Annotated in this window: 27 protein-coding genes; 17 read left to right on the top strand and 10 right to left on the bottom strand. The window is 72.1% G+C overall.

Going from position 1 to position 23,821, the window contains the following annotated elements:
• The first annotated feature begins 42 nt into the window (after positions 1-42).
• The 3 genes from ACFYPM_RS09120 to rsrA all read left to right on the top strand — a co-directional run bounded on the left by ACFYPM_RS09120 (position 43) and on the right by rsrA (position 1,999).
• Positions 43-660 (top strand): alpha/beta family hydrolase, encoded by a 618-nt coding sequence (locus ACFYPM_RS09120; RefSeq protein ID WP_387192910.1) that lies wholly within the window; start codon positions 43-45, stop codon positions 658-660.
• Positions 661-885: 225 nt separating this feature from the next.
• Entirely contained in the window at positions 886-1,710 is an 825-nt protein-coding gene (locus tag ACFYPM_RS09125) for a sigma-70 family RNA polymerase sigma factor (protein WP_387192913.1), read from the top strand.
• 1 nt (position 1,711) lies between these two features.
• Positions 1,712-1,999 carry a mycothiol system anti-sigma-R factor gene (rsrA, locus tag ACFYPM_RS09130; RefSeq protein WP_030336658.1) on the top strand — a complete coding sequence of 96 codons (288 nt, stop codon included), beginning with the start codon at positions 1,712-1,714 and terminating at the stop codon, positions 1,997-1,999.
• Positions 2,000-2,119: 120 nt separating this feature from the next.
• On the opposite strand, the gene ACFYPM_RS09135 is transcribed toward rsrA, so the two are convergent.
• The gene (locus tag ACFYPM_RS09135; RefSeq protein ID WP_369814844.1) at positions 2,120-2,194 is read right to left on the bottom strand and encodes a 50S ribosomal protein bL37; all 75 of its coding nucleotides are present in this window, start codon (positions 2,192-2,194) and stop codon (positions 2,120-2,122) included.
• Between the two features lie 229 nt (positions 2,195-2,423).
• Here ACFYPM_RS09135 and ACFYPM_RS09140 point away from each other — a divergent pair, with 229 nt between their 5' ends.
• Together ACFYPM_RS09140 and ACFYPM_RS09145 are read left to right on the top strand one after the other, a co-directional pair.
• The gene (locus tag ACFYPM_RS09140) at positions 2,424-2,639 is read left to right on the top strand and encodes a biotin/lipoyl-binding carrier protein (protein WP_357246664.1); all 216 of its coding nucleotides are present in this window, start codon (positions 2,424-2,426) and stop codon (positions 2,637-2,639) included.
• Positions 2,636-3,145, top strand: coding sequence for a GNAT family N-acetyltransferase (locus ACFYPM_RS09145; protein WP_387192917.1), 510 nt, complete (start codon positions 2,636-2,638; stop codon positions 3,143-3,145). Before ACFYPM_RS09140 ends, ACFYPM_RS09145 begins: the two co-directional genes overlap by 4 nt.
• A gap of 13 nt (positions 3,146-3,158) precedes the next feature.
• Here ACFYPM_RS09145 and ACFYPM_RS09150 read toward each other — a convergent pair whose 3' ends face one another.
• Positions 3,159-3,767 carry a TetR/AcrR family transcriptional regulator gene (locus ACFYPM_RS09150; protein ID WP_387192920.1) on the bottom strand — a complete coding sequence of 203 codons (609 nt, stop codon included), beginning with the start codon at positions 3,765-3,767 and terminating at the stop codon, positions 3,159-3,161.
• Between the two features lie 112 nt (positions 3,768-3,879).
• Between ACFYPM_RS09150 and ACFYPM_RS09155 the strand changes: the two genes are divergently transcribed.
• Positions 3,880-5,469, top strand: a complete 1,590-nt coding sequence (locus ACFYPM_RS09155; protein WP_387192923.1) for an MDR family MFS transporter — start codon at positions 3,880-3,882, stop codon at positions 5,467-5,469.
• A 63-nt stretch (positions 5,470-5,532) separates the two neighbouring features.
• Here ACFYPM_RS09155 and ACFYPM_RS09160 read toward each other — a convergent pair whose 3' ends face one another.
• On the bottom strand, positions 5,533-7,362 hold the full coding sequence (locus tag ACFYPM_RS09160; RefSeq protein ID WP_387192927.1) for a tetratricopeptide repeat protein: 1,830 nt from the start codon (positions 7,360-7,362) through the stop codon (positions 5,533-5,535).
• A 188-nt stretch (positions 7,363-7,550) separates the two neighbouring features.
• On the opposite strand from ACFYPM_RS09160, the gene ACFYPM_RS09165 reads away from it, so the two are divergent.
• Together ACFYPM_RS09165 and ACFYPM_RS09170 are read left to right on the top strand one after the other, a co-directional pair.
• On the top strand, positions 7,551-8,582 hold the full coding sequence (locus ACFYPM_RS09165) for an SIS domain-containing protein (RefSeq protein ID WP_357247166.1): 1,032 nt from the start codon (positions 7,551-7,553) through the stop codon (positions 8,580-8,582).
• 25 nt (positions 8,583-8,607) lie between these two features.
• Positions 8,608-10,200, top strand: a complete 1,593-nt coding sequence (locus ACFYPM_RS09170; protein WP_387192930.1) for a histidine kinase N-terminal domain-containing protein — start codon at positions 8,608-8,610, stop codon at positions 10,198-10,200.
• Positions 10,201-10,411: 211 nt separating this feature from the next.
• Here ACFYPM_RS09170 and ACFYPM_RS09175 read toward each other — a convergent pair whose 3' ends face one another.
• Positions 10,412-11,959, bottom strand: a complete 1,548-nt coding sequence (locus tag ACFYPM_RS09175) for a glycosyltransferase family 39 protein (RefSeq protein ID WP_387192933.1) — start codon at positions 11,957-11,959, stop codon at positions 10,412-10,414.
• Between the two features lie 378 nt (positions 11,960-12,337).
• On the opposite strand from ACFYPM_RS09175, the gene ACFYPM_RS09180 reads away from it, so the two are divergent.
• The 4 genes from ACFYPM_RS09180 to ACFYPM_RS09195 are packed head-to-tail and all read left to right on the top strand — an operon-like array spanning position 12,338 to position 15,760.
• Positions 12,338-14,050 carry a nitrite/sulfite reductase gene (locus tag ACFYPM_RS09180; protein ID WP_387192935.1) on the top strand — a complete coding sequence of 571 codons (1,713 nt, stop codon included), beginning with the start codon at positions 12,338-12,340 and terminating at the stop codon, positions 14,048-14,050.
• On the top strand, positions 14,047-14,208 hold the full coding sequence (locus tag ACFYPM_RS09185) for a hypothetical protein (RefSeq protein WP_167393614.1): 162 nt from the start codon (positions 14,047-14,049) through the stop codon (positions 14,206-14,208). Before ACFYPM_RS09180 ends, ACFYPM_RS09185 begins: the two co-directional genes overlap by 4 nt.
• Positions 14,205-14,966, top strand: coding sequence for a phosphoadenylyl-sulfate reductase (locus tag ACFYPM_RS09190; RefSeq protein WP_387192939.1), 762 nt, complete (start codon positions 14,205-14,207; stop codon positions 14,964-14,966). The genes ACFYPM_RS09185 and ACFYPM_RS09190 overlap by 4 nt, the downstream gene beginning before the upstream one ends.
• Complete coding sequence (locus ACFYPM_RS09195; protein WP_387192942.1) at positions 14,948-15,760, top strand: sirohydrochlorin chelatase; 813 nt, start codon at positions 14,948-14,950, stop codon at positions 15,758-15,760. Before ACFYPM_RS09190 ends, ACFYPM_RS09195 begins: the two co-directional genes overlap by 19 nt.
• 67 nt (positions 15,761-15,827) lie before the next feature.
• On the opposite strand, the gene ACFYPM_RS09200 is transcribed toward ACFYPM_RS09195, so the two are convergent.
• A complete protein-coding gene (locus ACFYPM_RS09200; RefSeq protein WP_088950012.1) occupies positions 15,828-16,085 on the bottom strand; it encodes a WhiB family transcriptional regulator in 258 nt (85 codons plus the stop codon).
• Between the two features lie 450 nt (positions 16,086-16,535).
• On the bottom strand, positions 16,536-17,486 hold the full coding sequence (locus ACFYPM_RS09205) for a diacylglycerol/lipid kinase family protein (RefSeq protein WP_387192945.1): 951 nt from the start codon (positions 17,484-17,486) through the stop codon (positions 16,536-16,538).
• On the opposite strand from ACFYPM_RS09205, the gene ACFYPM_RS09210 reads away from it, so the two are divergent.
• Entirely contained in the window at positions 17,485-17,913 is a 429-nt protein-coding gene (locus tag ACFYPM_RS09210) for a hypothetical protein (RefSeq protein WP_357377476.1), read from the top strand. The two genes, ACFYPM_RS09205 and ACFYPM_RS09210, sit on opposite strands and share 2 nt — an antisense overlap.
• Before the next feature lie 45 nt (positions 17,914-17,958).
• On the opposite strand, the gene ACFYPM_RS09215 is transcribed toward ACFYPM_RS09210, so the two are convergent.
• The 3 genes from ACFYPM_RS09215 to sodN form a co-directional block, all read right to left on the bottom strand.
• Entirely contained in the window at positions 17,959-18,366 is a 408-nt protein-coding gene (locus ACFYPM_RS09215; protein ID WP_387192949.1) for an ATP-binding protein, read from the bottom strand.
• Positions 18,363-18,899, bottom strand: a complete 537-nt coding sequence (locus tag ACFYPM_RS09220; RefSeq protein ID WP_387193426.1) for a GNAT family N-acetyltransferase — start codon at positions 18,897-18,899, stop codon at positions 18,363-18,365. The genes ACFYPM_RS09215 and ACFYPM_RS09220 overlap by 4 nt, the downstream gene beginning before the upstream one ends.
• Positions 18,900-18,961: 62 nt before the next feature.
• Positions 18,962-19,366 carry a superoxide dismutase, Ni gene (sodN, locus tag ACFYPM_RS09225; protein WP_357377472.1) on the bottom strand — a complete coding sequence of 135 codons (405 nt, stop codon included), beginning with the start codon at positions 19,364-19,366 and terminating at the stop codon, positions 18,962-18,964.
• A 54-nt stretch (positions 19,367-19,420) separates the two neighbouring features.
• On the opposite strand from sodN, the gene ACFYPM_RS09230 reads away from it, so the two are divergent.
• From ACFYPM_RS09230 to ACFYPM_RS09240, 3 genes are all read left to right on the top strand, one after another.
• Positions 19,421-19,801, top strand: a complete 381-nt coding sequence (locus ACFYPM_RS09230) for a S24 family peptidase (protein ID WP_387192952.1) — start codon at positions 19,421-19,423, stop codon at positions 19,799-19,801.
• A gap of 143 nt (positions 19,802-19,944) precedes the next feature.
• Entirely contained in the window at positions 19,945-21,123 is a 1,179-nt protein-coding gene (locus ACFYPM_RS09235; RefSeq protein ID WP_387192955.1) for an NADP-dependent malic enzyme, read from the top strand.
• A 212-nt stretch (positions 21,124-21,335) separates the two neighbouring features.
• A complete protein-coding gene (locus ACFYPM_RS09240; RefSeq protein ID WP_387192958.1) occupies positions 21,336-22,298 on the top strand; it encodes a zinc-binding dehydrogenase in 963 nt (320 codons plus the stop codon).
• Positions 22,299-22,483: 185 nt separating this feature from the next.
• Here ACFYPM_RS09240 and ACFYPM_RS09245 read toward each other — a convergent pair whose 3' ends face one another.
• Positions 22,484-23,452, bottom strand: a complete 969-nt coding sequence (locus ACFYPM_RS09245; protein ID WP_387192961.1) for a chlorophyllase — start codon at positions 23,450-23,452, stop codon at positions 22,484-22,486.
• A 137-nt stretch (positions 23,453-23,589) separates the two neighbouring features.
• On the opposite strand from ACFYPM_RS09245, the gene ACFYPM_RS09250 reads away from it, so the two are divergent.
• Complete coding sequence (locus ACFYPM_RS09250) at positions 23,590-23,760, top strand: hypothetical protein (RefSeq protein ID WP_357246611.1); 171 nt, start codon at positions 23,590-23,592, stop codon at positions 23,758-23,760.
• Positions 23,761-23,821 lie beyond the last annotated feature (61 nt).

A 23,821-nucleotide genomic window follows, 5' to 3' on the forward strand; every position in this document is an offset into this window, starting at 1 on the left:
CGGCCCGCACCCGTCGCCGGTCCGGCGGCGCAGAATGGGTCGGTGCTGCCCAGCGACGAGATCGACACACCCCGCGGTTCGGCGCGGATCGACACCGACCTGCCGTCCCGTCCGGCCACCGCCCTGCTCGTGCTCGGGCACGGCGCGGGCGGCAGCGTCGATGCCCCCGACCTGCTCGCGGTCCGGGACGCGGCGGTCGCGGCCGGCCTGGTGGTGGCGCGGGTGACCCAGCCCTACCGGGTCGCCGGTCGACGTGCGCCGGCGCCGGCAGGTCATCTCGACGAGGCCTGGACGGCGGTGCTCGCCGTGCTGCGGGAGCGGCACGCCGACGTGCCGACGACTGTGGTCGGCGGCCGTTCCAGTGGCGCTCGGGTGGCCTGCCGCACGGCCCGTGCGGTGGGTGCGGCCGGTGTGGTCGCGTTGGCCTTTCCGCTGCACCCACCCGGGCGGCCGGAGCGCTCGCGGGCCGCTGAACTGGACACCGGCCTGCCGACGCTTGTCGTCAACGGTGACCGGGACCCGTTCGGGACACCGGAGCCGGGACCGACCGTGCAGGTGGTGAGTCGTCCCGGGGAGACGCACGACCTGCGGCGGGATCCGGCCGGCACCGCTGACCTCGTCCGGTTCTGGTTGCACGCCCAGGGCTGGGCGCCCACCTGATCCGGCTCGCCCGCGCGACCGTTTCCGGTGCCGGGCGCGGGTCGTTGCATCCGATGGTGCCGCCGGCCCGATCCGGACCGGTGACACCAGTCCTCCCAGGCCCTTCCTGGTCCCAGCGCCGGCCGCCGTCGGGGCCGGGACCAGGAACGGGAGGCCAGCCGGAATGCCCCAGTGGTCATCTCGCGTTACTAACCCCGGAAGACTTTTCTGCGAGGGGGGTGACCGGTGCCGACCGAGACACGAAGCCTGGAACGGGACGAGCGGGACGCCCGGCAGCTGAAGCGGCTGCTGGATGGCCCGGAGTGGCCCGCGACGGCGGGACCGGGCGGGGCGGGTGCGGTGAGCACGGGCACACCGGCGGGAAGTGGATCTGCGGGTAGGTCCGTGCGCGTATCCTCGGCGGGAAAGCATCCGACGCGAGGGGATGTGCGGTTGACCACCGAGAAGACGGACGAGCGCAGGGCCCGATTCGAGCGGGACGCGATGCCATTCGTCGATCAGCTCTACGCTGCTGGGCTGCGGATGACACGCAACCCGGCGGATGCCGAAGACCTGGTCCAGGAGACGTACCTGAAGGCGTACGCGGCCTTCCACCAGTTCGAGCAGGGCACGAACCTGAAGGCCTGGCTCTACCGGATCCTGACCAACACCTACATCAACTCCTACCGCAAGCGGCAGCGCCAGCCGATCCAGGCGCCCACCGAGGAGATCACCGACTGGCAGCTCGCCGAGGCCGAGTCGCACACCTCCAGTGGGTTGCGCTCCGCCGAGACCGAGGCACTGGACCGGCTGCCGGACAGCGACGTCAAGGAGGCCCTCCAGCAGTTGCCGGAGGAGTTCCGCCTGGCTGTCTACCTCACCGATGTCGAGGGCTTCTCCTACAAGGAGGTCGCCGACATCATGGGTACGCCGATCGGCACGGTGATGTCGCGTCTGCACCGGGGCCGTCGTAATCTGCGCAAGCTGCTTGAGCGCTACGCCGGGGAGCGGGGCTTCAGTGCGGCCCGCTCGTCCAAGGGCTCGACCGCTGCCGCCGGCCGGGAGGTGTGACGTGAGCTGTGGGGAGCCGCACGAGACGGATTGCCGCGAGGTGCTCGCGGAGGTCTACCTCTACCTGGATCTGGAGTGCGCCGACGAGCGGCGCTCGCTGATCCGGCACCACCTGGACGAGTGTGGGCCGTGCCTGCGTGAGTACGGGCTCGAGCAGGAGGTACGGGCGTTGGTGGCTCGGTGCTGCGGCAACGAGACCGCCCCGGACGAGCTGCGCGAGCGGCTGCGGGTCAAGCTCACCGAGCTGGTGGTCTTCGAGACCAGTGATTCCCGCGAGTTGGCCGACTGAGCGTCGGCAGAGCACAGCGTCAGACCGGTGGCCCGGGTCGTTGTCGACCCGGGCCACCGGTGTACCCGGCGTCGGCCGGGTCGAGCTGATCGGTGACGGGCCGCCGGCCCGTCGACCCGTTCAGGAGTTGGGACGCTTGCCGTGGTTCGCGGCGCTCTTCTTACGAGCCTTCTTCTTGCGGGACTTCTTCGCCATGCTGACCTCCTCGTGATGGGGGCGGATCCGTGCTGCCCACGACCTCGGCGTCGGTGCACCCACCGACGGCCCGGCATCGGGTCCGACCCGCTGATGGTAGTGCGGTCGACACCTGCCGCCTTTCCCCGGGGCGGGTGCGTCATCCCGGCCGTGCCGCTGCGCGCCCACCGGCGGACGTCGCATGATTGGATACGTCGGCAGGCACATCGCGAAAAGGGAGGGCCCGGACATGGCCGAGGAGATCCGCGCCGAGATGGTGGCGAACGTCTGGAAGGTCGTCGCCTCGGCAGGTGACACCGTGGCCGAGGGCGACACCCTGGTGATCCTCGAGTCGATGAAGATGGAGATCCCCGTCCTCGCCGAGTCCGACGGTGTGCTCGAGCAGCTCGCGGTGCACGAGGGTGACGTCGTGCAGGACGGTGACCTGATCGCGGTGATTGCTTGAGCGGGGTGCGGGTCCGTTCGGCCGAGCCGGCCGACTTTCCGGCGGTCGCGCGGTTGACCGTGGCCGCGTACGAGGCGGACGGCCAGCTCAAGGGCGAACACGGGTACGGCGAGGTGCTGGCCGACGTGTCGACCCGGGCCGTCAGCGGTGAGGTGCTGGTCGCGGTCGACGAGGTGACCGAGGCGGTGCTCGGGTCGGTGACCTTCGTGCTGCCGGGTACTCCGTTCGCCGAGCTGTCCGGGCCGGGCGAGGCGGAGTTCCGGATGCTCGCGGTCGACCCGGGCGCTCAGGGTCGGGGTGTCGGCGCGGCACTCGCGCAGGCGTGCGTGGCACGCGCCGTCGAGTTGGGTTGCACGGCGGTGGTGATCTGCGTCCGGGCCGGGATGGCCGATTCGGCGCACCGGCTCTACTCGCGGCTCGGGTTCGTCCGGGCACCGGAGAAGGACTGGGCTCCGGCGGTGGGCGTTGACCTGCTCGGTCTGCGGCTGGTCCTGACGCGCGGCTGAGTCGCCCGAGCGGTCAGGCCTGGCCGGCGGCGGGTCCGTCGTGGTCGCTCGCGTCGGGGTCGGTGCCGATGGCGGCGAGCAACTCGTCGGCCACCTCCAGGGCGAGCTTGCGGCGTTCGTCGTCGCTGATGTGCGGTGCGCGGACCGCGAACCAGCTCGTGTGCACCGCGAAGATCGACAGTGCGGCGCGCAGTTGGGCGGCGGGGGACTCGTCGCCCCGGCACAGCGCGTCGGCCAGGTCCAACATCCGACCGCGCATCTGTTGGCCGGCGGAGAGACTCTTCAGCGCCGTCTGGTTCTGCTCGAAGAAACGCATCACCGACGGCTGCGCGCCGTCGAACATCGTGTCCGCGTACCGGGAGATCAGCTCGCGGCGGGTGGCCAGCGTGGCGGGCTGCGTCGCGGCCCAGGCGTTCAGCTCGTCCATCCGGTCCAGCCGGTCCTCGACGAAGCTGGCGACGATGTCGTCCTTGCTCTTGAAGTGGTAGTAGAGCGCGGCCTTGGTGACGTTGAGGCGCTCGGCGATCTCCCGCAGCGAGGTCTTCTCGTACCCCTGCTCGGTGAAGAGTTCGAGCGCGACGGCCTTGATCCGCTCTCGCGTTCCGCCTGTGCTCTCCCTCACTCACGCACTCCTCATCGCTTGACCGTGGCTTCCTACCCAACTTACCGTGCGGCTAGTAAGGTGACTAGCCGGGCGGCAAGTAAGTACGGCATTCCTCGGGGGGAGCTTACCTATGACTCAAGCAACACAGACCGGCGTACGACCCAACAACATCCGGGTCGTGTTGTTCGGGCTGATGATCGCGATGATGCTCGCGATGCTCGACAACATGATCGTCAGCACCGCGTTACCGCGGATCGTCGGCGAGTTCGGCGGCCTCAACCACTTCACCTGGGTGGTTACCGCGTACGTCCTGGGCACCACCGTGTCCACCCCGATCTGGGGCAAGCTCGGTGACCTCTACGGCCGCAAGTCGGTCTTCCTGACCTCGGTCATCATCTTCCTCGTCGGCTCCGCCCTCTGCGGCATGGCCGGCTCCGGGATGCTCGGCGGCCCGCAGGACGGCATGGTCCAGCTCATCGCCTTCCGTGCCGTGCAGGGCCTCGGCGCCGGTGGGCTCATGGTCGGCGTGATGGCGATCATCGGTGACCTGGTCCCGCCCCGCGAGCGTGGGCGCTACCAGGGCATGATCGCCGGCATCATGGCCATCGCCATGGTCGCCGGTCCGCTGGCCGGTGGCTTCATCACCGACCACCTCTCCTGGCGGTGGGCGTTCTACGTGAACCTGCCGCTGGGCGGGATCGCGCTGCTCGTGTTGATCACCACGATGCACCTGCCGAAGTACCGCACCGAGCACCGGATCGACTGGCTCGGGGCCGGACTGCTCTCCGTCGGCATCACCGCGATCGTGCTCATCACCACGTGGGGCGGCAACGAGTACGACTGGACGTCGCCGCAGATCCTCGGCCTGGCCGTGCTGAGCGTGCTCGCGTTGGCGGCGTTCGGCCTGGTGGAGCGCCGGGTCCAGGAGCCCATCCTGCCGTTGGCGCTCTTCGCGAACCGCAACTTCGCGCTGATCTCGGTGATCGGCTTCCTGCTCGGCTTCGCGATGTTCGGCGCGATGAACTTCCTGCCGCTCTACCAGCAGACCGTGCAGGGGGCGTCGGCGACCAACAGCGGTCTGCTGCTGCTGCCCCTGATGTTCGGCATGCTGGTCGTCTCGCTTGTCATCGGCCGGGCGATCACCAAGAACGGCAGGTACCGGGCGTACCCGATCATCGGTGGCGTCGGAATGACCGCGGGGATGGCGCTGCTGTCGATGCTCGACACCAACACCAGCAAACTGATGTCCTCGCTGTACATGGTCGTCCTCGGCGTCGGCATGGGCTTCCTCATGCAGACGACCATGCTGATCGCGCAGAACAGCGTGGAGCAGAAGGACCTCGGCGCGGCCAGTGGCGCGGCGACCTTCTTCCGGTCGATCGGCGGCTCGTTCGGCATCTCGCTGTTCGGCGCGATCTTCGCCAACCGGCTGGCCAGCTCCGAGGGCGGTCGAGCCTTCGGTGGCGAGTCCGGTGGTGCCGGGATGGACCTGGAGAAGCTCAAGGACCTGCCCGCCCAGGCGCGTGAGCTGGTGCTCAGTGGCCTCTCCGACGCGATCTCGCACGTGTTCCTCTGGGCGGTGGTGTTCACCGTCGCGATCCCGGTGCTCGCCTGGTTCATCAAGGAGATCCCGCTGCGCACCGCCAACGAGGCGCCGCCGCAGGCCACTCCGGAGGAGGAGGCCGAGATCGCCCTCGGCAAGGCAGCCCCGGTCGCCTGACCCGCACCCTTCCCCCCGCGCCGCGCCGCGTCAGCCCATCCGGGCCGGCGCGGCGCGCTGGGGTCAGGACTGGCGGGTCAGGCGTCGCCAGAGGCGACGGAGGGGGTTGCGGGGGCGGGGGAGTGTGGCGGACCGGCTGTCGAGCATTTCGGTGGCGAGCGCCGCGGCGGCCTTGTCCAGCTCCGGGACGGCGAGCGCCAGGTGGGCCAGCGAGACGGCGATCGGGACCGGTCGGACCCGAGCGACGGCGGCTGCGTCGGCGAGCCGTTCCGCCACCACCCGCGCCACGTCCGACCGTACCGAGGGATCCACCCAGGCGGCTGTGACCAGGGCGAACAGCGCCGCCTCGGTGACCCAGTCCTCGACGTCCCAGATCAGGTCGAGCAGCACCCGGCGCCGGGTCGAGCCCTCCCACGGCTCGTCGGTGCGGTGGTGCAGCAGCCCCAGGCACGCCCATACCTGCACCCCACGGACCCAGATCGACGGGTCGTGGGCGGCCAACAGGCGACCCACCGCGTTGGCCGGTGCCGCCGGTGGGTGCACCAGCAGGCCGAGCAGATCCGCCAGGTCGAGGCCGGCGAGGCCCACCGCCGCGTCGTACGCCGCCGGTGGGTGCGGCCACGCCGGGTGGGCGAGCTGACCGATCCGTTCGACAGCCGTCGCCGAGGGCGCCGGCAGGGCGGGCATGGGGATGTTGTCCGCGTAGTGCCACAACCGTTGGGCCGACGCCCGCCGGGGCTCGCGCGGGTCCGGCTCCAGGGAGCCGACGACGTCGATCCGCAGCCCGGGGGCGGTGGACGTCGCCGTCCGGACGGCGCTCGGCGGGGCTGCGGCGGGCAGGCGTACGGCGCTGCCGGAACCGTTGTCGTCATCGGCCACCGCCTGGCGCAGCGCGTCGACAAGTGGGCCGCCGGCCGGGGTCAGCTGGCCGAGCCAGGGTCGGCCCCGGCAGCACTGGGCCAGGTCACCATGCTCGTGGCTGTCGTTGGGGTGGTCGCGGACGAAGTCGGCGAGCGCGACCAGGTGGGCCAGGTCGCCGTCGCGCAGGTGCCGCAGCCGGTGGGCGGTGTGCACCGCGCAGTCGAAGGACGGGTCGCGCGCCAGCGCCCGCTCGGTCCACTCCAGCGCCTCGTCCAGCCGGCCGATCTCGGCCAGGGTGCCGGCGATGTCCGCGTAGATCGCCAGGTCGTCGGGGTCCAGCTCGACGGCCCGACCGAGGGCTGCGAGGCCCTCGCGGGTCCGGCCCGCGCTGCGGTACGCGTACCCGAGCCAGACCTCGCCCATCTTCGAGGGCTGTGTGCGTACCCCTCGGGTGGCCCAGCGCACCGCGAGCGCGGCCTCGCCGAGACGCCGGGCCAGCGCGGACGCCGCGCCCAGCAGCAGACCGTGGTCGGGGTGGACGGTGGCGGCGTTGCGGGCCAGCGTGAGGTACGGCGCGAGGGCACCCCGGTCGACCCGCGGCACCGGGTCCGGCAGCGCGGCGCAGACCTGCATGAGGATCCGGGCGATGTGCTCCGGGTCCAGCCGTTCGGCCAGTTCGGGCGCGGTGACCCAGGGAACGCCGGCCCACTCGGTGCCGGGCGCGTACGCGGTCGCCGCGGCCAGCAGTTCCAGTCCCTCGGCGGGACGGCCGGCGGTGGCGAGCAGGTGGGCGCGGGCGACGACCGCGCCCACGAAGGTGTGGTGGTTGATCGGAAAGAGGCCGAGGCCACCGCCGCTGGCCGCGGCGAGCCGGGCCAGCGTCTCGTGCACCTCCGGGAGCGTGGGGGCCTGCGCCAGCGCGCCGGCGAGGTGGCCGGCGGCGTGGTGCAGGTCACCCTCGTCGAGTGCCAGCCGGGCCAGAGCCAGCTCCTCCGTCGGGGAGAGCGCGGGGTCGTCCGTTCCCTCGGGCACGTCGTCCTCTCGTCGCTGGGGCTGGGCCGGGTGCACCGCAAGCTTAGTTGATATTGAGATCAACTGGTGATCACCTGCGCAGTCCTGCTCGTTCGATTGCTGAGCTACGGTTAAAAGTGCAAGACTGAGCAAGAATTGCGCGGCAATCGCGCAGGGGAGGGGTTTCCGTGACACGTGCAGGCTCCGGCATGGCCGCCGACATCGACGAGCAGCCGGCTGGCTACGCCCGCCTGCTCTCGGCCGCCAACGCCGCCGAGATCGCGCGGGTGGCGGCGGTCGTCGCCGAACGTCGCCCACGGCACGTGGTCTTCACCGCCCGGGGCACCTCCGACCACGCGGCCCTCTACGGGGCGTACCTGACCGAGATCCGGCTCGGCCTGCCCGCCGGGCTCGCCTCGCCAAGCGTCGTCACCCTGTACGGGGCACGCCCCGACCTGTCCGACGCGCTTGTCGTCGGGGTCAGCCAGAGCGGCGGCTCGCCCGACCTGGCCGAGGTGCTGCGCGCCGCCCGAGCCTCCGGGGCGCTGACCCTCGCGGTGACCAACGCCCCCGACTCGCCGCTCGTCGACGTGGCCGAGCTGAGCGTCGACATCGCCGCCGGGCACGAGCGGGCGGTCGCCGCCACCAAGACGTATACCGCCGAGCTGCTCGCCCTGCTGATGCTCGTGGAGGGGATCCGGGCCGGCGACGGCGTGCTCCCGGCGGCCGAACGGGAGGCGCTGGACGCGCTGCCCGAGCTGGCCGCCCGCACCCTGGCCGACGGCACCCCGGCCCAGCTCGCCCCGCGCTACCGGTTCGCCCGCCAGTTGGTCACCACCGGCCGGGGGTACGCCTACCCGACCGCCCGGGAGGCCGCGCTGAAGCTGATGGAGACCTCGTACCTGCCGGCCCTCGCCTTCTCCGGCGCCGATTTGCTGCACGGCCCACTCGCGATGACCGACCCGGAGGTCCCGGTGCTCGCCGTGGTCGGCTCCGGCCCCGGTGGCCGCTCGATGGGCGAGGTGCTGCCCCGCCTCGGCGAACGCCGCGCCGACGTGGTGGTGGTCGGCTCCGCCGACGTGCCGGGCGCCACCCGGCTGGCCGTCCCCGAGGTCGACGAGCGGTACGCCCCGCTGTTGGACATCCTGCCGTTGCAGCGGTTGGCGCTGGCCCTGGCGCTCACCCGAGGCGAGGATCCGGACGCGCCGCGCGGGTTGAAGAAGGTCACCGCGACGATGTGAGGCGTGGCGTGGCACCCTGGTCACCGTGTCCACGCTGCGCGACCTCGCCGAGGAGCACACCCATCTCCGTCCGGCCGACATCGACCACCTGCACCGCATCGCCGGCGACTGGCAACTGCTCTCCGATCTCTCCTTCGCTGACCTGCTGCTCTGGGTGCCGGTTGACGCCGACGGCACGTTCCTGTGCGTCGCCCAGGTCCGCCCGACCACCGCACCCACCGCGTACCAGGATGACCAGGTGGGGCGGATCGTCGGCGGGCCGGAGGTGGCCCACCTGGGGGTGGCGTACTCCCAGGGCCGGATCTGGCGCGAGGGCGACCCGGTCTGGTATGGCGACGTGCCGGCCCGGCACGAGGCGATCCCGGTCCGGCTGCGCACCGCCGAGGGGGAGGCCGGCGAGGTGATCGCCGTGGTGGGACGGGACACCAACCTCTCCACCGCGCGCACCCCGAGCCAACTGGAGCTCAATTACCTGACCACGGCCGACGACCTGGCGCAGATGATCGCGGACGGCACCTTCCCGCCACCGCGGCACCCGGGCGAGACCACCTCCGCGCCCCGGGTCGGCGACGGCCTGGTCCGGCTCGACGCCGGCGGCAAGGTCACCTACGCCAGCCCGAACGCGCAGTCCGCGTACCGGCGGCTGGGCTACGCCTCGCACCTGGTGGGCGAGGACCTGGCCGCGCTGCACCGCCGGCTCGCCGGCGACCCGCTGGACGGCACCGAGGCCTCGAACGGCATCCTGGCCGCCCTGCGCGGCGAGGCGCCCCCGCGCCGGGAGATCGACGCCCGCGGCGCCACGATGCTCACCCGGGCGCTGCCGCTGATGCCCGCCGGGGTGCCGATCGGCGCGCTCGTGCTGGTGCGGGACATCACCGAGGTTCGCCGCCGGGATCGGGCACTGATCACCAAGGACGCCACGATTCGGGAGATCCACCACCGGGTCAAGAACAACCTCCAGACCGTCGCCGCGCTGCTGCGGTTGCAAGCCCGCCGGGTGTCCATGCCGGAGGCGCGCGTCGCGCTGGAGGAATCGGTCCGCCGGGTCGCCTCGATCGCCCTGGTGCACGAGACGCTCTCCATGTCCAGCGACGAGGCGGTCGAGTTCGACGGCATCGTCGACCGGGTGGCCAGCGCCGCGACCGAGGTCGCGGCGACCGAGGTGAGCGTCGGCATGCGTCGACGGGGCAGCTTCGGCGTGCTGCCGGCGGAGATTGCCACGTCGCTGGTGATGGTCCTCAACGAGTTGCTGCTCAACGCCGTCGAGCACGGCTTCCCGCCGGCCGACGAGGCGGACGAGCACCGCCCGCCTGCCGCCTCGGGCATGGTGCCGGTCGCCGCTCCCGAGGTCGACCCGTCGCTGCGACCCGAGGTGGTGGTCTCGGCGCACCGGTTCCGCAAGATGCTGCACGTCTCGGTGACCGACAACGGGCGCGGGCTGCCGCCGAACTTCGACGCGGAGCGAGCCAGCCGGCTCGGCCTCCAGATCGTCCGTGCCCTGGTCACCGGGGAGCTGCGCGGCACCATCGAGCTGCGAGCCGGTGCCACCGGCGGCACCGAGGCCGTGCTCGTCGTCCCGCTGGCCCGCAACGCCCCCGAGGGCCGCGCACAGGGCTGAGCCGCTCCTGCCGGGCGGGTCCGTCTTGTGCCGGGCGGGACCGTCTTGTGCCGGGCGGGACCGCTTGAGGGGAGCGGGCACCAGAACGAGCCTGATGCCGGTGAGTCATCAAGATGACTCACCGGCATCACACTGATCGAGGCGAGTGGGCCGGGAGTCGGTCGGCCGGGAGTCGGCCGGCCCGGAGTCGGCCGGCCCGGGGTCGGTCGGGTCAGCGGTCGGGGCGGTCGGTCAGCAGGGCTACGGTCAGGCCGGGGCGCGGCCAGACCTGGGCGACGGTGAAGTCCGCGCGTAGCGCGTCACCCTTGGCGCCGGTCACCGCGGCCAACGGCTCGGCGTGCCGACCGGAGAGCACCAGCCACACCCGTGTCGTACCGGCCAGGCACTGCGCCGGCTGGGGGCACTCGGCCGCCCACAGGTCGCCCCGGCGGACCTCGTCCTCGGTGACCAGGACGTCCCGGGGTGGGTCGTCGAGGTGGTACTCGATGCCGAGGTCGAGGAAGAGCCAGCTCTGCCGGGGCGAGTAGACGATCGCGTCGCCCGGCCGCTGACCGTCGGCGATCACGCGCGCCACGCCCGCGTAGTCCACCGGCGCGCTGCGCGGCCACTCGTGGGTGCGCCGCAACGCCGCCTGGTCGGGAAGGCCGAGCAACCCGGCCAGGACCACCACGGCGAGCGCGGCGGGCACCGCCACCGCGGCCACCGCCGCGCCGGCCAGCAGGCAGGCGAAGGGCACCACGAAGACCAGGTACCGGGGCACCCACAGCGGTACGACCTCGCCGGCGGCGAAGAGCAGCAGCACGGGCAGCAACACCGCGCTCACCGGCAGCAGGGCGCGTCGCCCGAGCCGGGCCGCGCCCAGCGCGGCGACCCCGACCAGCAGTCCACCCACCACGCTGCTCTGCGCCACCCCGCCGGGCAGAGCGGTCAGGTCGTCCAGGCGGACCAGGTGGACCCAGTTGAGCTGCCGGGACCGCTGGGAGCGGGCCTTGAGCAGCAGGGGGGTGACAAGCAGAGCGGCCGGCACCACGGAGACCACCCAGCGCCACACCCGCCGGTCCCGCGCGGCGTCGTGCTTGTCCCGCGCGGCGTCGTGCTTGTCCCGCGCGGCGTCGTGCTGGTCCCCGCTGCCTACGCCGGCCGTGGCTGGGCCGCGCCACCAGGCGAGCAGGACGACCAGGCCGTGCGCGGCGAGCAGGGTGAGCGCGATCAGGTGGATGAGCCCGAGAGCGGCGACGGCGGCGGCGTACCCGGCCCAGCGGGTCCAGCTCGGTCCGCGCAGTGCGGCCACCAGCAGCAGGGTGGCGAGCACCGCGAGCATGGTGGCCAACGCGTACGGGCGGGCCTCCTGCCCGTAGCGGGACGTGCCGGGGAGGACCGCGAACAGCAGCCCGGCGAACAGGCCGGTGCGCCGGTCGACCAGCCGCGCGCCGAGCACGGCGAGCAACCCGGCCGCCACTGTCATCGCCAGCACGGCCGGCACGCGCAGGGCGACCGTGGAGTCGCCGACGATCGCGGTCCAGCCGTGCATCAGCAGGTAGTACGGCCCGGTGGCGGCGTCGATGGTGCCGGCCAACCGGGCCAGGTCCGCGGGCGATCGGTTGGCCGCGCTCCAGGTCGCCAGTTCGTCGCGCCAGAGCTGGGCGGAACCCAGCCCGGTCAGGGTCACCACCAGGGTCAGCAGTGCCGGGGCCAGCCAGACCGGTACGCGGCGCAGGTGGTCCCACACCGCGCCGGTCGACTCGGACAATCTGCCCACGGTCCGAGCCTGCCACGGTCTCGCCGTTCGTGGTGTCAGCCGGCCGCAGGCGGTGGGCGCCAGGCGGGCATCACGTCGTTCGGCCGCACTCGCCCGTGATGTGGGATCCAGCACGTGGACATTGGCCGACCCCCTCGGGGTGTGGCAGCATGGGGCGCATGACCGCCGCAGTCGTCCGCCGCTTCGTGGCACGTCGCCACGTCGATTACGGCCGCGTGCGCAGCGCGATCTGTCCGGCCTACTGACGACGCCCGATCAATCTGTCTCGGGCGCGCTCCGCGCCGGCTGTCTGAAGACACCGTTGTCCCGCCCGCTTCGCCGGGCCGGCCGCCGCGCCCCGCGTACCCCGAGGCACAGCAGACAACGGAGGACGCCGCGATGGCGGTCAGCAGCATCCCGGCCCGTTCCGAGGACCCGCCGGCTCGCCCGACCCGAGCGCCGCGCCGGCCACGGGGTGAGGGTCAGTGGGCGCTCGGCCACCGTGAACCGCTCAACCCCAACGAGCGGATCAAGAAGGACGACGACCCGCTCAACGTCCGGGCCCGCATCGAGACCATCTACGCGCACCGCGGCTTCGCCTCCATCGATCCGCAGGATCTGCGGGGCCGGTTCCGCTGGTGGGGCCTCTACACCCAGCGCAAGGCGGGCATCGACGGCGGGCGCACCGCCGTGCTGGAGCCGCACGAGCTGGAGGACGAGTTCTTCATGCTGCGGGTCCGCATCGACGGTGGCCAGCTCAGCCTGGCCCAGTTGCGGGTGATCGCGGACATCTCCCGGGAGTTCGCCCGGGACACCGCCGACATCACCGACCGGCAGAACATCCAGTACCACTGGATCCGGGTCGAGGACATGCCGGAGATCTGGCGTCGGCTGGAGTCGGTCGGCCTGCAGACCACCGAGGCGTGCGGCGACTGCCCCCGGATCGTGCTGGGCAGCCCGGTCGCCGGCGTGGCCCGTGACGAGGTGCTCGACCCGACCCCGGCGATCGACGAGATCGTCGCCCGGTACGTCGGCGACAAGCAGTTCTCCAACCTGCCCCGCAAGTTCAAGACGTCGATCTCCTGGCTGGTCGACACCCCGTACGAGTCGAACGACATCGCCTTCCTCGGTGTCGACCACCCCGAGTACGGCCCCGGCTTCGACGTCTGGGTCGGCGGCGGTCTCTCCACCAACCCGATGCTCGCCCAGCGGCTCGGCGTCTGGGTGCCGATGGCCGAGATTCCGGACGTGTGGGCCGGGGTGGTCGGGATCTTCCGTGACTACGGCTACCGGCGGCTGCGCAACCGGGCCCGGCTGAAGTTCCTGGTGGCCGACTGGGGTGTGGAGCGTTTCCGCGAGGTCCTGGAGAAGGACTACCTCGGTCGTACGCTGCTCGACGGCCCGGCGCCGACCCTGCCGTCGAAGCCGGTCGACCACGTGGGCGTGCACGAGCAGGCCGACGGGCGGCACTACGTGGGCGCCGCGCCGGTGGTCGGGCGGGTCTCCGGCGGGCAGCTCGCCCAACTGGCCGACGTGGTCGAGGCGCACGGCAGCGACCGGGTGCGGCTCACCCCGTACCAGAAGCTGCTGGTGCTCGACGTGCCGTCGGAGCGGACGGAGTCGCTTGTCGACGCGCTGCGTGGCATTGGCCTGGAGGCCCGGCCGTCGGCCTGGCGGCGCGGCACGATGGCGTGCACCGGCATCGAGTACTGCAAGCTCGCCATCGTCGAGACGAAGGCCCGCGGCGAGGAGTTGGTGGCCCGGCTGGAGCAGCGGCTGCGCGACTTCGACGCGGACATCTCCATCCACATCAACGGCTGCCCGAACGCCTGCGCCCGCACCCAGGTGGCCGACATCGGGCTCAAGGGCCAGCTGGTGGTCGGCCCGGACGGCCGACAGGTCGAGGGCTTCCAGGTGCACCTGGGCGGCGGGCTGGGCATGGCCCAGGGGCAGACGGCCGGTTTCGGCCGCAAGCTGCGTGGCCTGAAGACCACCGCCGAGGAGCTTCCGGAGTACGTGGAACGGCTGGCCCGCCGCTACCTGGCCGGTCGGAGCGAGGGCGAGACGTTCGCCAACTGGGTGATCAGAGTCGACGAGGAGGCACTGCGGTGAGCAGCGAGAACCGAGCGGCACCTCTGTACTGCCCGTACTGCGGTGAGGAGGACCTGCGGCCGCACGAGGCGGGGCACGGTGCCTGGGAGTGCCACGCCTGCACCCGGGTCTTCTCGGTGAAGTTCACCGGCCTGCTCTCCCGGGCGGTGACCCGATGAGCCTCGTCTCCGCAGCGAACCTGCGCCTGGTCGGTCCGGGCGCCTCGACATCGGCCGACCCGGCCCGACGCGACCCCGCCGAGCTGCGCGCCCTCGCCGAGCAGGCGGCCCAGGACCTGGAGGGCGCCCCGGCGCTGGAGATCGCCCGCTGGGCCACGCAGACCTTCGGCGACCGGTTCTGCGTCACCAGCTCGATGGCCGACGCCGTGCTGGCGCACCTGGTGTCCCGGGTGGCCCCGGGCGTGGACGTGGTCTTCCTCGACACCGGCCTGCACTTCCCCGAGACGCTGCGGGTGCGCGACGAGGTGGCCCGCACGCTTCCGGTGAACGTCCGGTCGATCCGGCCCCGACTCACGGTCGGCCAGCAGGATGGCCAGTACGGCCCCCGGCTGTTCAACAAGTCACCGGACGACTGCTGCCAGCTGCGCAAGGTGGAGCCGCTGGAGCGGGCGCTGTCCGGGTACGACGCCTGGGCTGCGGGCCTGCGCCGGGACGAGTCGCCGACCCGGGCCAACACGCCTGTGGTGACGTTCGACGCGCGGCGCGGCAGGGTCAAGGTCAACCCGATCGCGGCCTGGTCGCAGAAGGATGTGGACGCCTACATCGCCCGCTTCAACGTGCCGGTGAACGAGCTGTTCAAGCAGGGTTACGGGTCGATTGGCTGCTGGCCGTGCACCCGCCGGACGAAGGTCGGCGAGGACGCGCGGGCCGGCCGGTGGGCCATGTTCGAGAAGACCGAGTGCGGGCTGCACGTCTGACCTCGCCGGCGACCACCCCGACCGGCCCGGATGTGGCCGGCGGGGTGGCCCCGGTGGTGCTCGTCGCCCACGGCAGCCGGGATCCACGAGCGGCCGATGCCACCCGGGCACTCGCCCGAGCCGTGTCGGCGGCCCGGCCCGGAACACAGGTCTGGGCGAGTTGGCTGGACCACACCGAGCCGGGGCCGACCGAGGTGCTGCGTGGCCTGGCGGCGGCCGGTCACCAACGGGCGGTGCTGGTGCCCCTGCTGCTGACCGCCGCGTACCACCATCGGGTGGACATCCCGGCGGCGGTCAGCGCGGCGGTGCGGGCCGAGCGGCCACTGGCGGTGCGGGTGACCGACGTGCTCGGCCCGGCGGACGGCACCGTCGACCCGGGGCTGCTGGCCGGGCTGCGTCGACGGCTCACCGAGGTGCGGCCGGGCCGCTTCGACGCGCTGGTGTTGGCCGCGGCGGGCACCCGGGACGCGCGCGCCCGCCGGTCCGTGGGTCAGGCCGCGGAGGCGCTCGGTGCCGAGTTCGGGGTGCCCTGTCGGGTGGCGTACGCCTCGGCGGCGCCACCGGCGGCCGGTGTGGCGGTGTCCCGGCTGCGGGAGGCCGGCGCACGGCGGGTCGCGGTGTCCGCGTACTTCCTGGCGCCGGGCCTGTTCCACGACGCGGTGACCGAGGCGGCTCGGGCGGCCGGCGCGGTGGCGGTGTCCGCCCCGTTGAGCGACGCGCCGGAGCTGGTCGAGGTGGTGCTGCGCCGGGTCGATGACCCGTCGTCTGGCCACGTCGTGGCTCCGGCCGGCTGAGGCTGGGGCGGACAGCGGAACGCCCCGGTGGGCGGACCCACCGGGGCGTACAGCGGTGTCGTTGGGATCAGGCGGAGTGAGCGCGCAGCACGCGGAGGCCGCCGCGCCGCTTGACGGCCCGCCGCTCCTCTTCACTCATTCCGCCCCAGACGCCGGCGTCCTGACCCGACTCGAGTGCCCACTGCAGGCACTGGTCGGTCACGGAGCAGCGCCTGCAGACGGCCTTGGCCTGCTCGACCTGTAGCAGAGCCGGTCCAGACGTCCCGATCGGGAAGAACAGCTCTGGGTCCTCGTCGCGGCAGACACTATGGTGACGCCAGTCCATGGCGGCAACACTCCTCATTCTGGATGGGTGGCGAACAATTGCTTTGTCGTGCTTTTCCTATATGCATCCGCAGTGCCGATGGTGACGGTTAGCGTCCGTCCATTCGGCAGTGCGTGAGCAGGCGTTCAGCGCCGGGGACCTGCTGGAACAGCTCAACCTGACGAGCATATCCAGGCAATGTCCCGGTAACTCAAGTTCGCTTGTGAATACTTTCACGAACAGTCGTGATGTCAAGGGTGACGCTCGGAAAAACTCCGGGCGGTGAGCAAGCCCACAGCCCCTTTGTCCGGTTTTCGGAGCTTTCCCGATTACCCGCCGTGCCACAGTCGAGGATCAATATAGTACAGTCCGCGTGACATTGCTGACATTTCCGGCACCTGCCCCTCGGTGTGGCGGCGACCAAGTCGATCGGTTGTGGCCACCGTGTCGACCAGGGGCAGTACCCGAGACCTAGCAGATTACTCTCAGTGCGGCCGGAACGGAGGTGAATCTGACTTTCTCCCGCTCGCCGAGATAGTCGCCGTCGAGCTGAAACGCCTGCGGACGGCTGGAGACCAGCGTGAACTCCGCCGTGTCATGGAGTCGTAACACCTGCCGACCGCGTGGATCCGATTGCCGGGACAGGAACTGAGTCACTGTCCGTGTTGTGCTAGCCACCCGGAGCTGACGTAGCGCCAGCACATCCAGCCCGAGATCGAACGACGCCGCCGGGTTCGGGTTGACCTCCCGGTCGCCCAGGTACGTCCACGGTGCCGTGTTCTGGATGATGACCGTGGCCAGCTCGGCCTCGGACGGCTCGCCCGGACGCTCCAGCACGATCGCCGGATGCCGCCGGTCCGAGGCGAAGAAGTACTGACTCATGATCGAGCGCAGATAGAGCGTCGGCGTGGACACCCGACCCTTGCGCCGGGCCTGCTCCACCCGGTGGATGACCGCGGCGTCCAGGCCGAACCCCGCGCAGAAGGTGAAGTAGCGGTCGTCGGCGAGGCCCAGCCCCACCGTCCGGCTCCGGCCCAGGCGCAACCCTTCGAGGATCATGCTGGTCGCCTCCGGCCACTCCCGGGGCAGGCCCAGCGCGCGGGCGAACACGTTTGTCGACCCACCCGGCACGGTCGCCAGCGCGGGCAACCGCTCGGCCATCGGCGCGTCGTCGGCGCGGGGCGGCGGGTCGGCCGTCATGAGGCCGTTCACCACCTCGTTCACGGTGCCGTCGCCACCCAGAGTGACGACCAGGTCGACACCCTCGGCCGCGGCCTCCCGGGCCAGCGCCATCGCGTGTCCGCGCCGCCGGGTGTAGCGCACACTGAGGTCGACTTCGCTGCGCAGCGCCCGGACGAGCACGTCCCGGCTGCGTTCGCTGGTGGTGGTGGCCTTTGGATTGACCACCAGGACGGCGTGCATGGGCGGCACTGTACCTCTCGGTAGCCCGGGTATCGTGGCGCGCGTGACCATCGACTCGGCTCCCGTCACGCTCCGCTGGGCGGTCCGGCTGCTCTGGGCGGAGGCGGCCGCCGTCGGGCTCATCGCGGCATGGCTGATCTGGGCCGACCTCACGGCCACCACCACCGATCTGGCGTCGGCGTTGCTGGTGACCGCGTTCGCCGTCGGGGCCGCGGTCGCGCTCTGGGCGCTGGGCCGGGCCCTGTCCCGCCGTAAGGCGGGCGCCCGCGCGCCGGCGATCGTGCTTCAGCTGATGCTGCTGCCGATCGGATGGTTCATGATCCAGGGCGGGTTGGGCTGGCTGGGGGTGCCGCTGATGGCGCTCGGCCTGGGCGTGACCTGGCTGCTGGTCAGCCCTCCGACGACCCGGGCACTGGGCGTGGCGTGACGGACCCGGCGCGCCGAGATCAGTAGCCCGCCGGAGCGGCGCCGGTCAGTAGCTGCCGGAGCGGCGCGTGAGCAGCGCGATCGTGGCCCGACCGTCGACGGCCGTGGCGGACGCCGACGTCGTCAACGCGGTGAGCACCTTCCAGGCGAAGGACGACTCGGCCGGCAGCGTGGCACCCCGCACGGTCGGCACGGTCACCTCGACGGTCAACGCGTCCTCGGTGACCGCGAAGCGGCACTCCAACTCGGCGTCGCGGGTGGCGATGGCGAGCAGCATGGCGCACGCCTCGTCGACCGCGATCCGCAGATCCTCGATCTCGTCCAGCGCGAACTGCAACCGGGCCGCGAGGCCGGCGGTGGCGGTGCGGAGCACGCCGAGGTAACCGCCGTCGGCGGGCACCGTGAGGTGCACCACGTCGTCGTCGGTCGCTGGCTGGCCAGTCAGTTGAGTCACGCCTCATCCCCCCGGTCGGGGACTCTACCCGGTCGGTCGCCCGTACGCCTGCCAGCGGTGGCGGGATGGTCGGCCAGCTCGCGCAGCGCGTCGCCACTGAGCCGATAGGGGACCCATTCGCTCATCTGCTCCGCGCCGATCGACGCGTAGAACCCGGCGGCCGGGTTCCAGTCGATCATCCACCACTCCAGTCGCCGGTATCCGCGTCGTACGCAGATCTCGGCCAGGGCGGCGAGCAGCAGTCGACCCGCACCGGACCCCCGGGCGGTCGGCCGAACGTAGAGATCCTCCAGGTAGATGCCGTGCACACCGGCCCAGGTGGAGAAGTTGAGGAACCACAGCGCGAAGCCGATCGGCTCGTCCTGCTCGTCCACCGCGACGTGCCCGAAGAGCGCGGGAGCCGGCGCGGGGCTGGACACGTGCGTGGCCGCGCCGCTGGCTGGAGTCGCCGGAAACAGGGCCGAGGTCAACTGCTCGGCGGTGAGGTGGCACTGCTCGGATGCCCGTTCGTACTCCGCCAGCTCGTGCACCATGGCGACGACGGCCGGCACGTCCTCGGGACGTGCCGGCCGGATCGTCAGGATGACCGGTGCGGTCACGCCTTCTTGGTCTCCCAGAAGATCTTCGAGATCTCGTCGATCTTCGAGAGGAGCTTGTCGGCGGTGGCCGGGTCGAGGCTGCCCTTGACGCCACCGGCGCCGGCGAGCTTGGTGGCCTCGTTGAACAGGCTGTGCAGGTTCGGGTACTTCTCAAAGTGCGGCGGCTTGAAGTAGTCGGTCCACAGCACCCAGAGGTGGTGCTTGACCAGCTCGGCGCGCTGCTCCTTGATGATGATGGCGCGGGTGCGGAACTCCGGGTCGGTGTTCGCCTGGTACTTCTCGCAGATCATTTTGACCGATTCGGCCTCGATCCGAGCCTGAGCCGGATCGTAGACACCACACGGCAGGTCGCAGTGTGCGCTCGCGGTGACGCGGGGCGCGAGGATGCGCGGAAATCGCATCAGGATCCTCCATGGGAAGTTTGCGATGATCAAAGGCGACATTACTCCTGGGGGATGCTTTCCGAACGGACGGAGGTGAAACCAGTGGGCACCGATCACCCGCCTGAGGTGGCCCGGTTGCGCGGGCCGTTGACCGCCGTCCTGGTGGTCGGCCCGTCCATGGCACCGACGCTGCGGCACGGCGACTCGGTGCTGGTCCGCCCCGGCGACCGTCGGATCCGACCCGGGGACGTGGTGGTCGCGGTCTTCCGCACTCGACCCGACCTGCTGGTGGTGAAGCGGGCGGTCCGGCAACAGGACGGCGGCTGGTGGCTGCGCGGCGACAACGAACTGGTCACCGACGACTCCCGGGCGTACGGGGTCGCCGACGTACGAGGGCGGGTGCTGGTCCGCTACTGGCCGCGCCCCGGTCGGGTACATCGCCGGCGGTTATGACCCCGCTCACATCCGGGTGTGGGCGTCGACACTATGCTCGGAAGTGCCCGGGTGACCCCCGTACGCGTGCCACCGCTCGCCGCCCACCTCGCGGCCAGGCCCGGCCGCCTCACATCTGCTCGACAGATCCTGGAGTCACCACCATGTCTTCGTCCACCGTGGACCCCGCTGATCCCGTCTTCCTGCTGCACCGGGGCGGCAAAATGGCCGTCACCTCGACCGTGCCGCTGACCAGCCGGGAGGACCTCTCCCTGGCGTACACCCCGGGGGTGGCCCGGGTGTGTGAGGCGATTGCCGCCGACCCGGCCCTGGTGGACGACTACACCTGGGTGTCGCACACCGTCGCGGTGGTCACCGACGGTTCGGCGGTGCTGGGGCTCGGCAACATCGGCCCACGTGCCGCGCTGCCGGTGATGGAGGGCAAGGCGGTGTTGTTCAAGCAGTTCGGTGGGGTGGACGCCGTCCCGGTCTGCCTGGACACGCAGGACGCCGACGAGATCGTCGCCGTGGTCCGGGCGCTGGCCCCCTCGTTCGGCGGGATCAACCTGGAGGACATCAGCGCCCCGCGCTGCTTCGAGATCGAGCGCCGGCTCGACGAGGCGCTGGACATTCCGGTCTTCCACGACGACCAGCACGGCACCGCGATCGTGGTGCTCGCCGCGCTGCGCAACGCCGCCACCCTGCTCGACCGCAAGCTCGGCGACCTGCGGGTCACGGTGAGCGGTGCGGGTGCGGCCGGGGTGGCCGTGACGAAGATGCTGATCGCCGGGGGCGTCAACCCCGACCAGGTGGTCGTCTGCGACTCCAAGGGCATCATCGGCCGGCACCGCACCGAGCTGACCGGCACCAAGGCCGAGTTGGCGGCGACCACGAACGCGGAGGGCCGACACGGCGACATCACCGAGGCGCTGCGCGACGCCGACGTGCTGATCGGGGTTTCCGGCGGGCAGATCCCCGAGGCCGCGGTGGCGCGGATGGCACCCGGCGGGATCGTGTTCGCGCTGGCCAACCCCACCCCGGAGGTGCATCCCGAGGTCGCCGCCCGGCACGTCGCGGTGGTCGCCACCGGACGCAGTGACTACCCCAACCAGATCAACAACGTGCTGGCCTTCCCCGGGGTGTTCCGCGGGGCGTTGGATGCCGGCGCGACCCGGATCACCGAGGCGATGAAGGTCGCCGCCGCGGACGCCATCGCCGGCGTGGTGGCCGAGTCGCTGACCGCCGACGCGATCGTCCCGTCGCCGCTGGACCCGCGCGTCGCGCCGGCTGTCGCCGAGGCTGTCGCCGAGGCGGCCCGCCGCGACGGCGTCGCCCGCCGCTAGGGTCTGCGCGCCCGCACAGGCGCTGGCGCGCTCCGGCGCAGCATGCGCCGTCGGCCGCGCTGGCCTGTGCGTCGGCCGCGCTGGCCTGCACCGTGACGCTCTGGCCTGTGCGTCGGCCGCGCTGGCTTGCGTCGGCCGCGCTGGCCTGCACCGTGACGCTCTCGGCACAGCATGCGCCGGGCGTCTTCTTGACGGGCGCTCGGCTTGTTACCGTGCCGATCATGCGTGCCGCCTTTGCCTCCCGCTTCAATGACGCCGACCCGCTCGCCGCGCTCACCGTCGGTGAGCGGCCCGAGCCGACCCACCCGGCCGACGACTGGGTGACCGTGCAGGTGCAAGCCACCTCGCTCAACCACCACGACCTCTGGTCGCTGCGCGGCGTGGGGCTCGCCGAGGCACAGCTGCCGATGATCCTCGGCTGCGACGCGGTGGGGCTCGACCCGGAGGGCCGCCCGGTGGTCGTGTACCCGGTGGTGGTCACTCCGGGCGACCCGCGCGGGGTCTCCATCCTCTCCGAGCACTTCGCCGGGACCCTCGCCGAGCGGGTGGCCGTACCCCGATCGAACCTGATCCCCCTGCCCGACGGCATGGCGGCGACCGACGCGGCGTGCCTGCCCACGGCCTGGCTGACCGCGTGGCGGATGCTGACCACCAAGGGCCGCGTCGCGGACGCCGACAGCGTGTTGGTCCAGGGCGCGGGCGGCGGCGTCGCCACCGCGGCCGTCGCGCTCGCCGTCGCGATGGGCAAGCGGGTGTACGCGACCAGCCGCGACGCCGGCAAGCGGGACCGGATCTCGGCTCTCGGCGCCACCGCCGTGGAACCCGGCGCCCGGCTGCCGGAACGCGTCGACGTGGTGATCGAGACAGTGGGCGCGGCCACCTTCGACCACTCGCTGAAGTCGGCCGCGCCGATGGCCCGGATCGTGGTCTCCGGCGCGACCGCCGGGCACGAACCGGCGGTCAACCTGCGCCGGCTCTTCGCGATGCAGTTGGAGATCCTGGGCACCTCCATGGGCACGCCGGGGGAGCTGTACGAGCTGCTGGCGTTCTGCTCGGACAACGAGGTGCGCCCGGTGGTGGACAGCGTGGTGCCGTTCGGCCGGGTCGAGGGCGCCTTCGCCCGCCTGCATTCCGGCGACGCCTTCGGCAAGGTCGTCATCGACCACACCGCCTGACGCGCTGCCCGCGCCCGCGCCCGCCGACCGCGAGATCGCGCAACATCATGGAAATAGTGGCCTCCGCCTGGTGGGAGGCCACTATTTCCTCGTTACTGCGCGATCTTGCGGGTCGGCGCGGGCGGGCGGGGCAGGGCGGGACGCGGCCGGGCGGGGCGGGGCGGGGCCGGGCCGGGTGGGGCGGGTTACAGGTGGTCGTCGAAGGTGGCGACGTCGCCGCGGGTCGCGTCGGTGGGGATGCGCTTCCTGGCGTCGGCGTCGCCGTAGAGCGACCAGCGCAGAAACTCGACGGACGTGTCCGAGACGACACGCAGCGTCGCGCCGTCGCTGAGCAGCGCCCGCCCGTGATCGCCCTTGGGCAGGCTCAACATCGCCTTGGGCCAGGGCACCTTGTCGTACGCGGCCTTGCCCGCCGCGTACTCGACCACCTCGTCCAGCTCACCGTGCACGAACAGCTGCGGCGCGGCCGCGCCGGCGAACGCGGTGCCCACGCCGAGCGCGGTGCCCGCGAACACCACGCCCGCGTCCAGCCGCTCGTCCCGGTTGGCGGTGAACAGCCCGATCGTGGTCACCCCGCCCGCCGAGTGCCCGGCCGCGGCCACCCGTTCACCGTCCAACCGGCCCCGCAACGCGTCGCCGGCCCTGCTGTCCAGCGCGAGCACCTGGTCCAACGCGTACGAGACGTCCGCCGGCTGGTTGAGCACGTCGAGGACGTTCTTGTCGCCGCCGGAGGAGGTGTGCGGGAACGTCGGCGCGGCCACCACGAAACCCGCCGCCGCCCACCGCGTCAGCAGCGTGGCGTAGTCGTCCGGACGCCCACCCAGCCCGTGACTGAACATCACCACCGGAAACCGGCCCTCGGCCGCCGTCGCCGACCGCTTGGCCGCGCCGCCGGACTGCCCGGCCGCCGGGTACCAGAGCGTCGTCGGCAGCGCGCGGCCGTCCCGGTTCAGCTTCAGTTGGCGTACGCCGACCGAGAAGGCGCGCTGCGGGGCCTTCCCGGCGGGGACCTGCGGTGTCGGCGTGGCGGCGGCCTTCGGTTCGACCGGCGGAACCGGACCGCTCTGACTCGGGCGGGTGTCCGTTGAGCAGCCGGCCAGACCGGCCATGAGCACGGCGCTGACCAGCAGCGCGGGAGTGACGCGACGCGACATGAATCCGATTGTGCCCCGACCGGCTGGGGTGCCCGGCGGGCATTGACGCGTTGTGCCCTTCCGGTCACCCGGTGCCGTGCCCCCGGAGGCCGGCCCAGGGGCGGTGCTTCGCGAGCGGCTTCGCTAGGGTCACCGGCATGCCTGAGAACTACACCGACCCCAGTGGCAACACCGAGGCGTTCCGCGCGTTCAGCCAGACACCGGAGGCCGCCGCGCCGGTGGAGTCGCCGTCCCGCCTGCCGCTGATCATCGGCGCGGCGGTCGTGGTGGTCCTGCTCGTCGTCCTCGTCGTCTGGCTCGCGAGCTGACCGGACCGGGCCGGGTCGACCCGCACAGCCCACCGGCGGGCCACCACCACTGATCGCATCG

Source organism: Micromonospora sp. NPDC005203 (assembly GCF_042872705.1).
Classification (GTDB): domain Bacteria; phylum Actinomycetota; class Actinomycetes; order Mycobacteriales; family Micromonosporaceae; genus Micromonospora.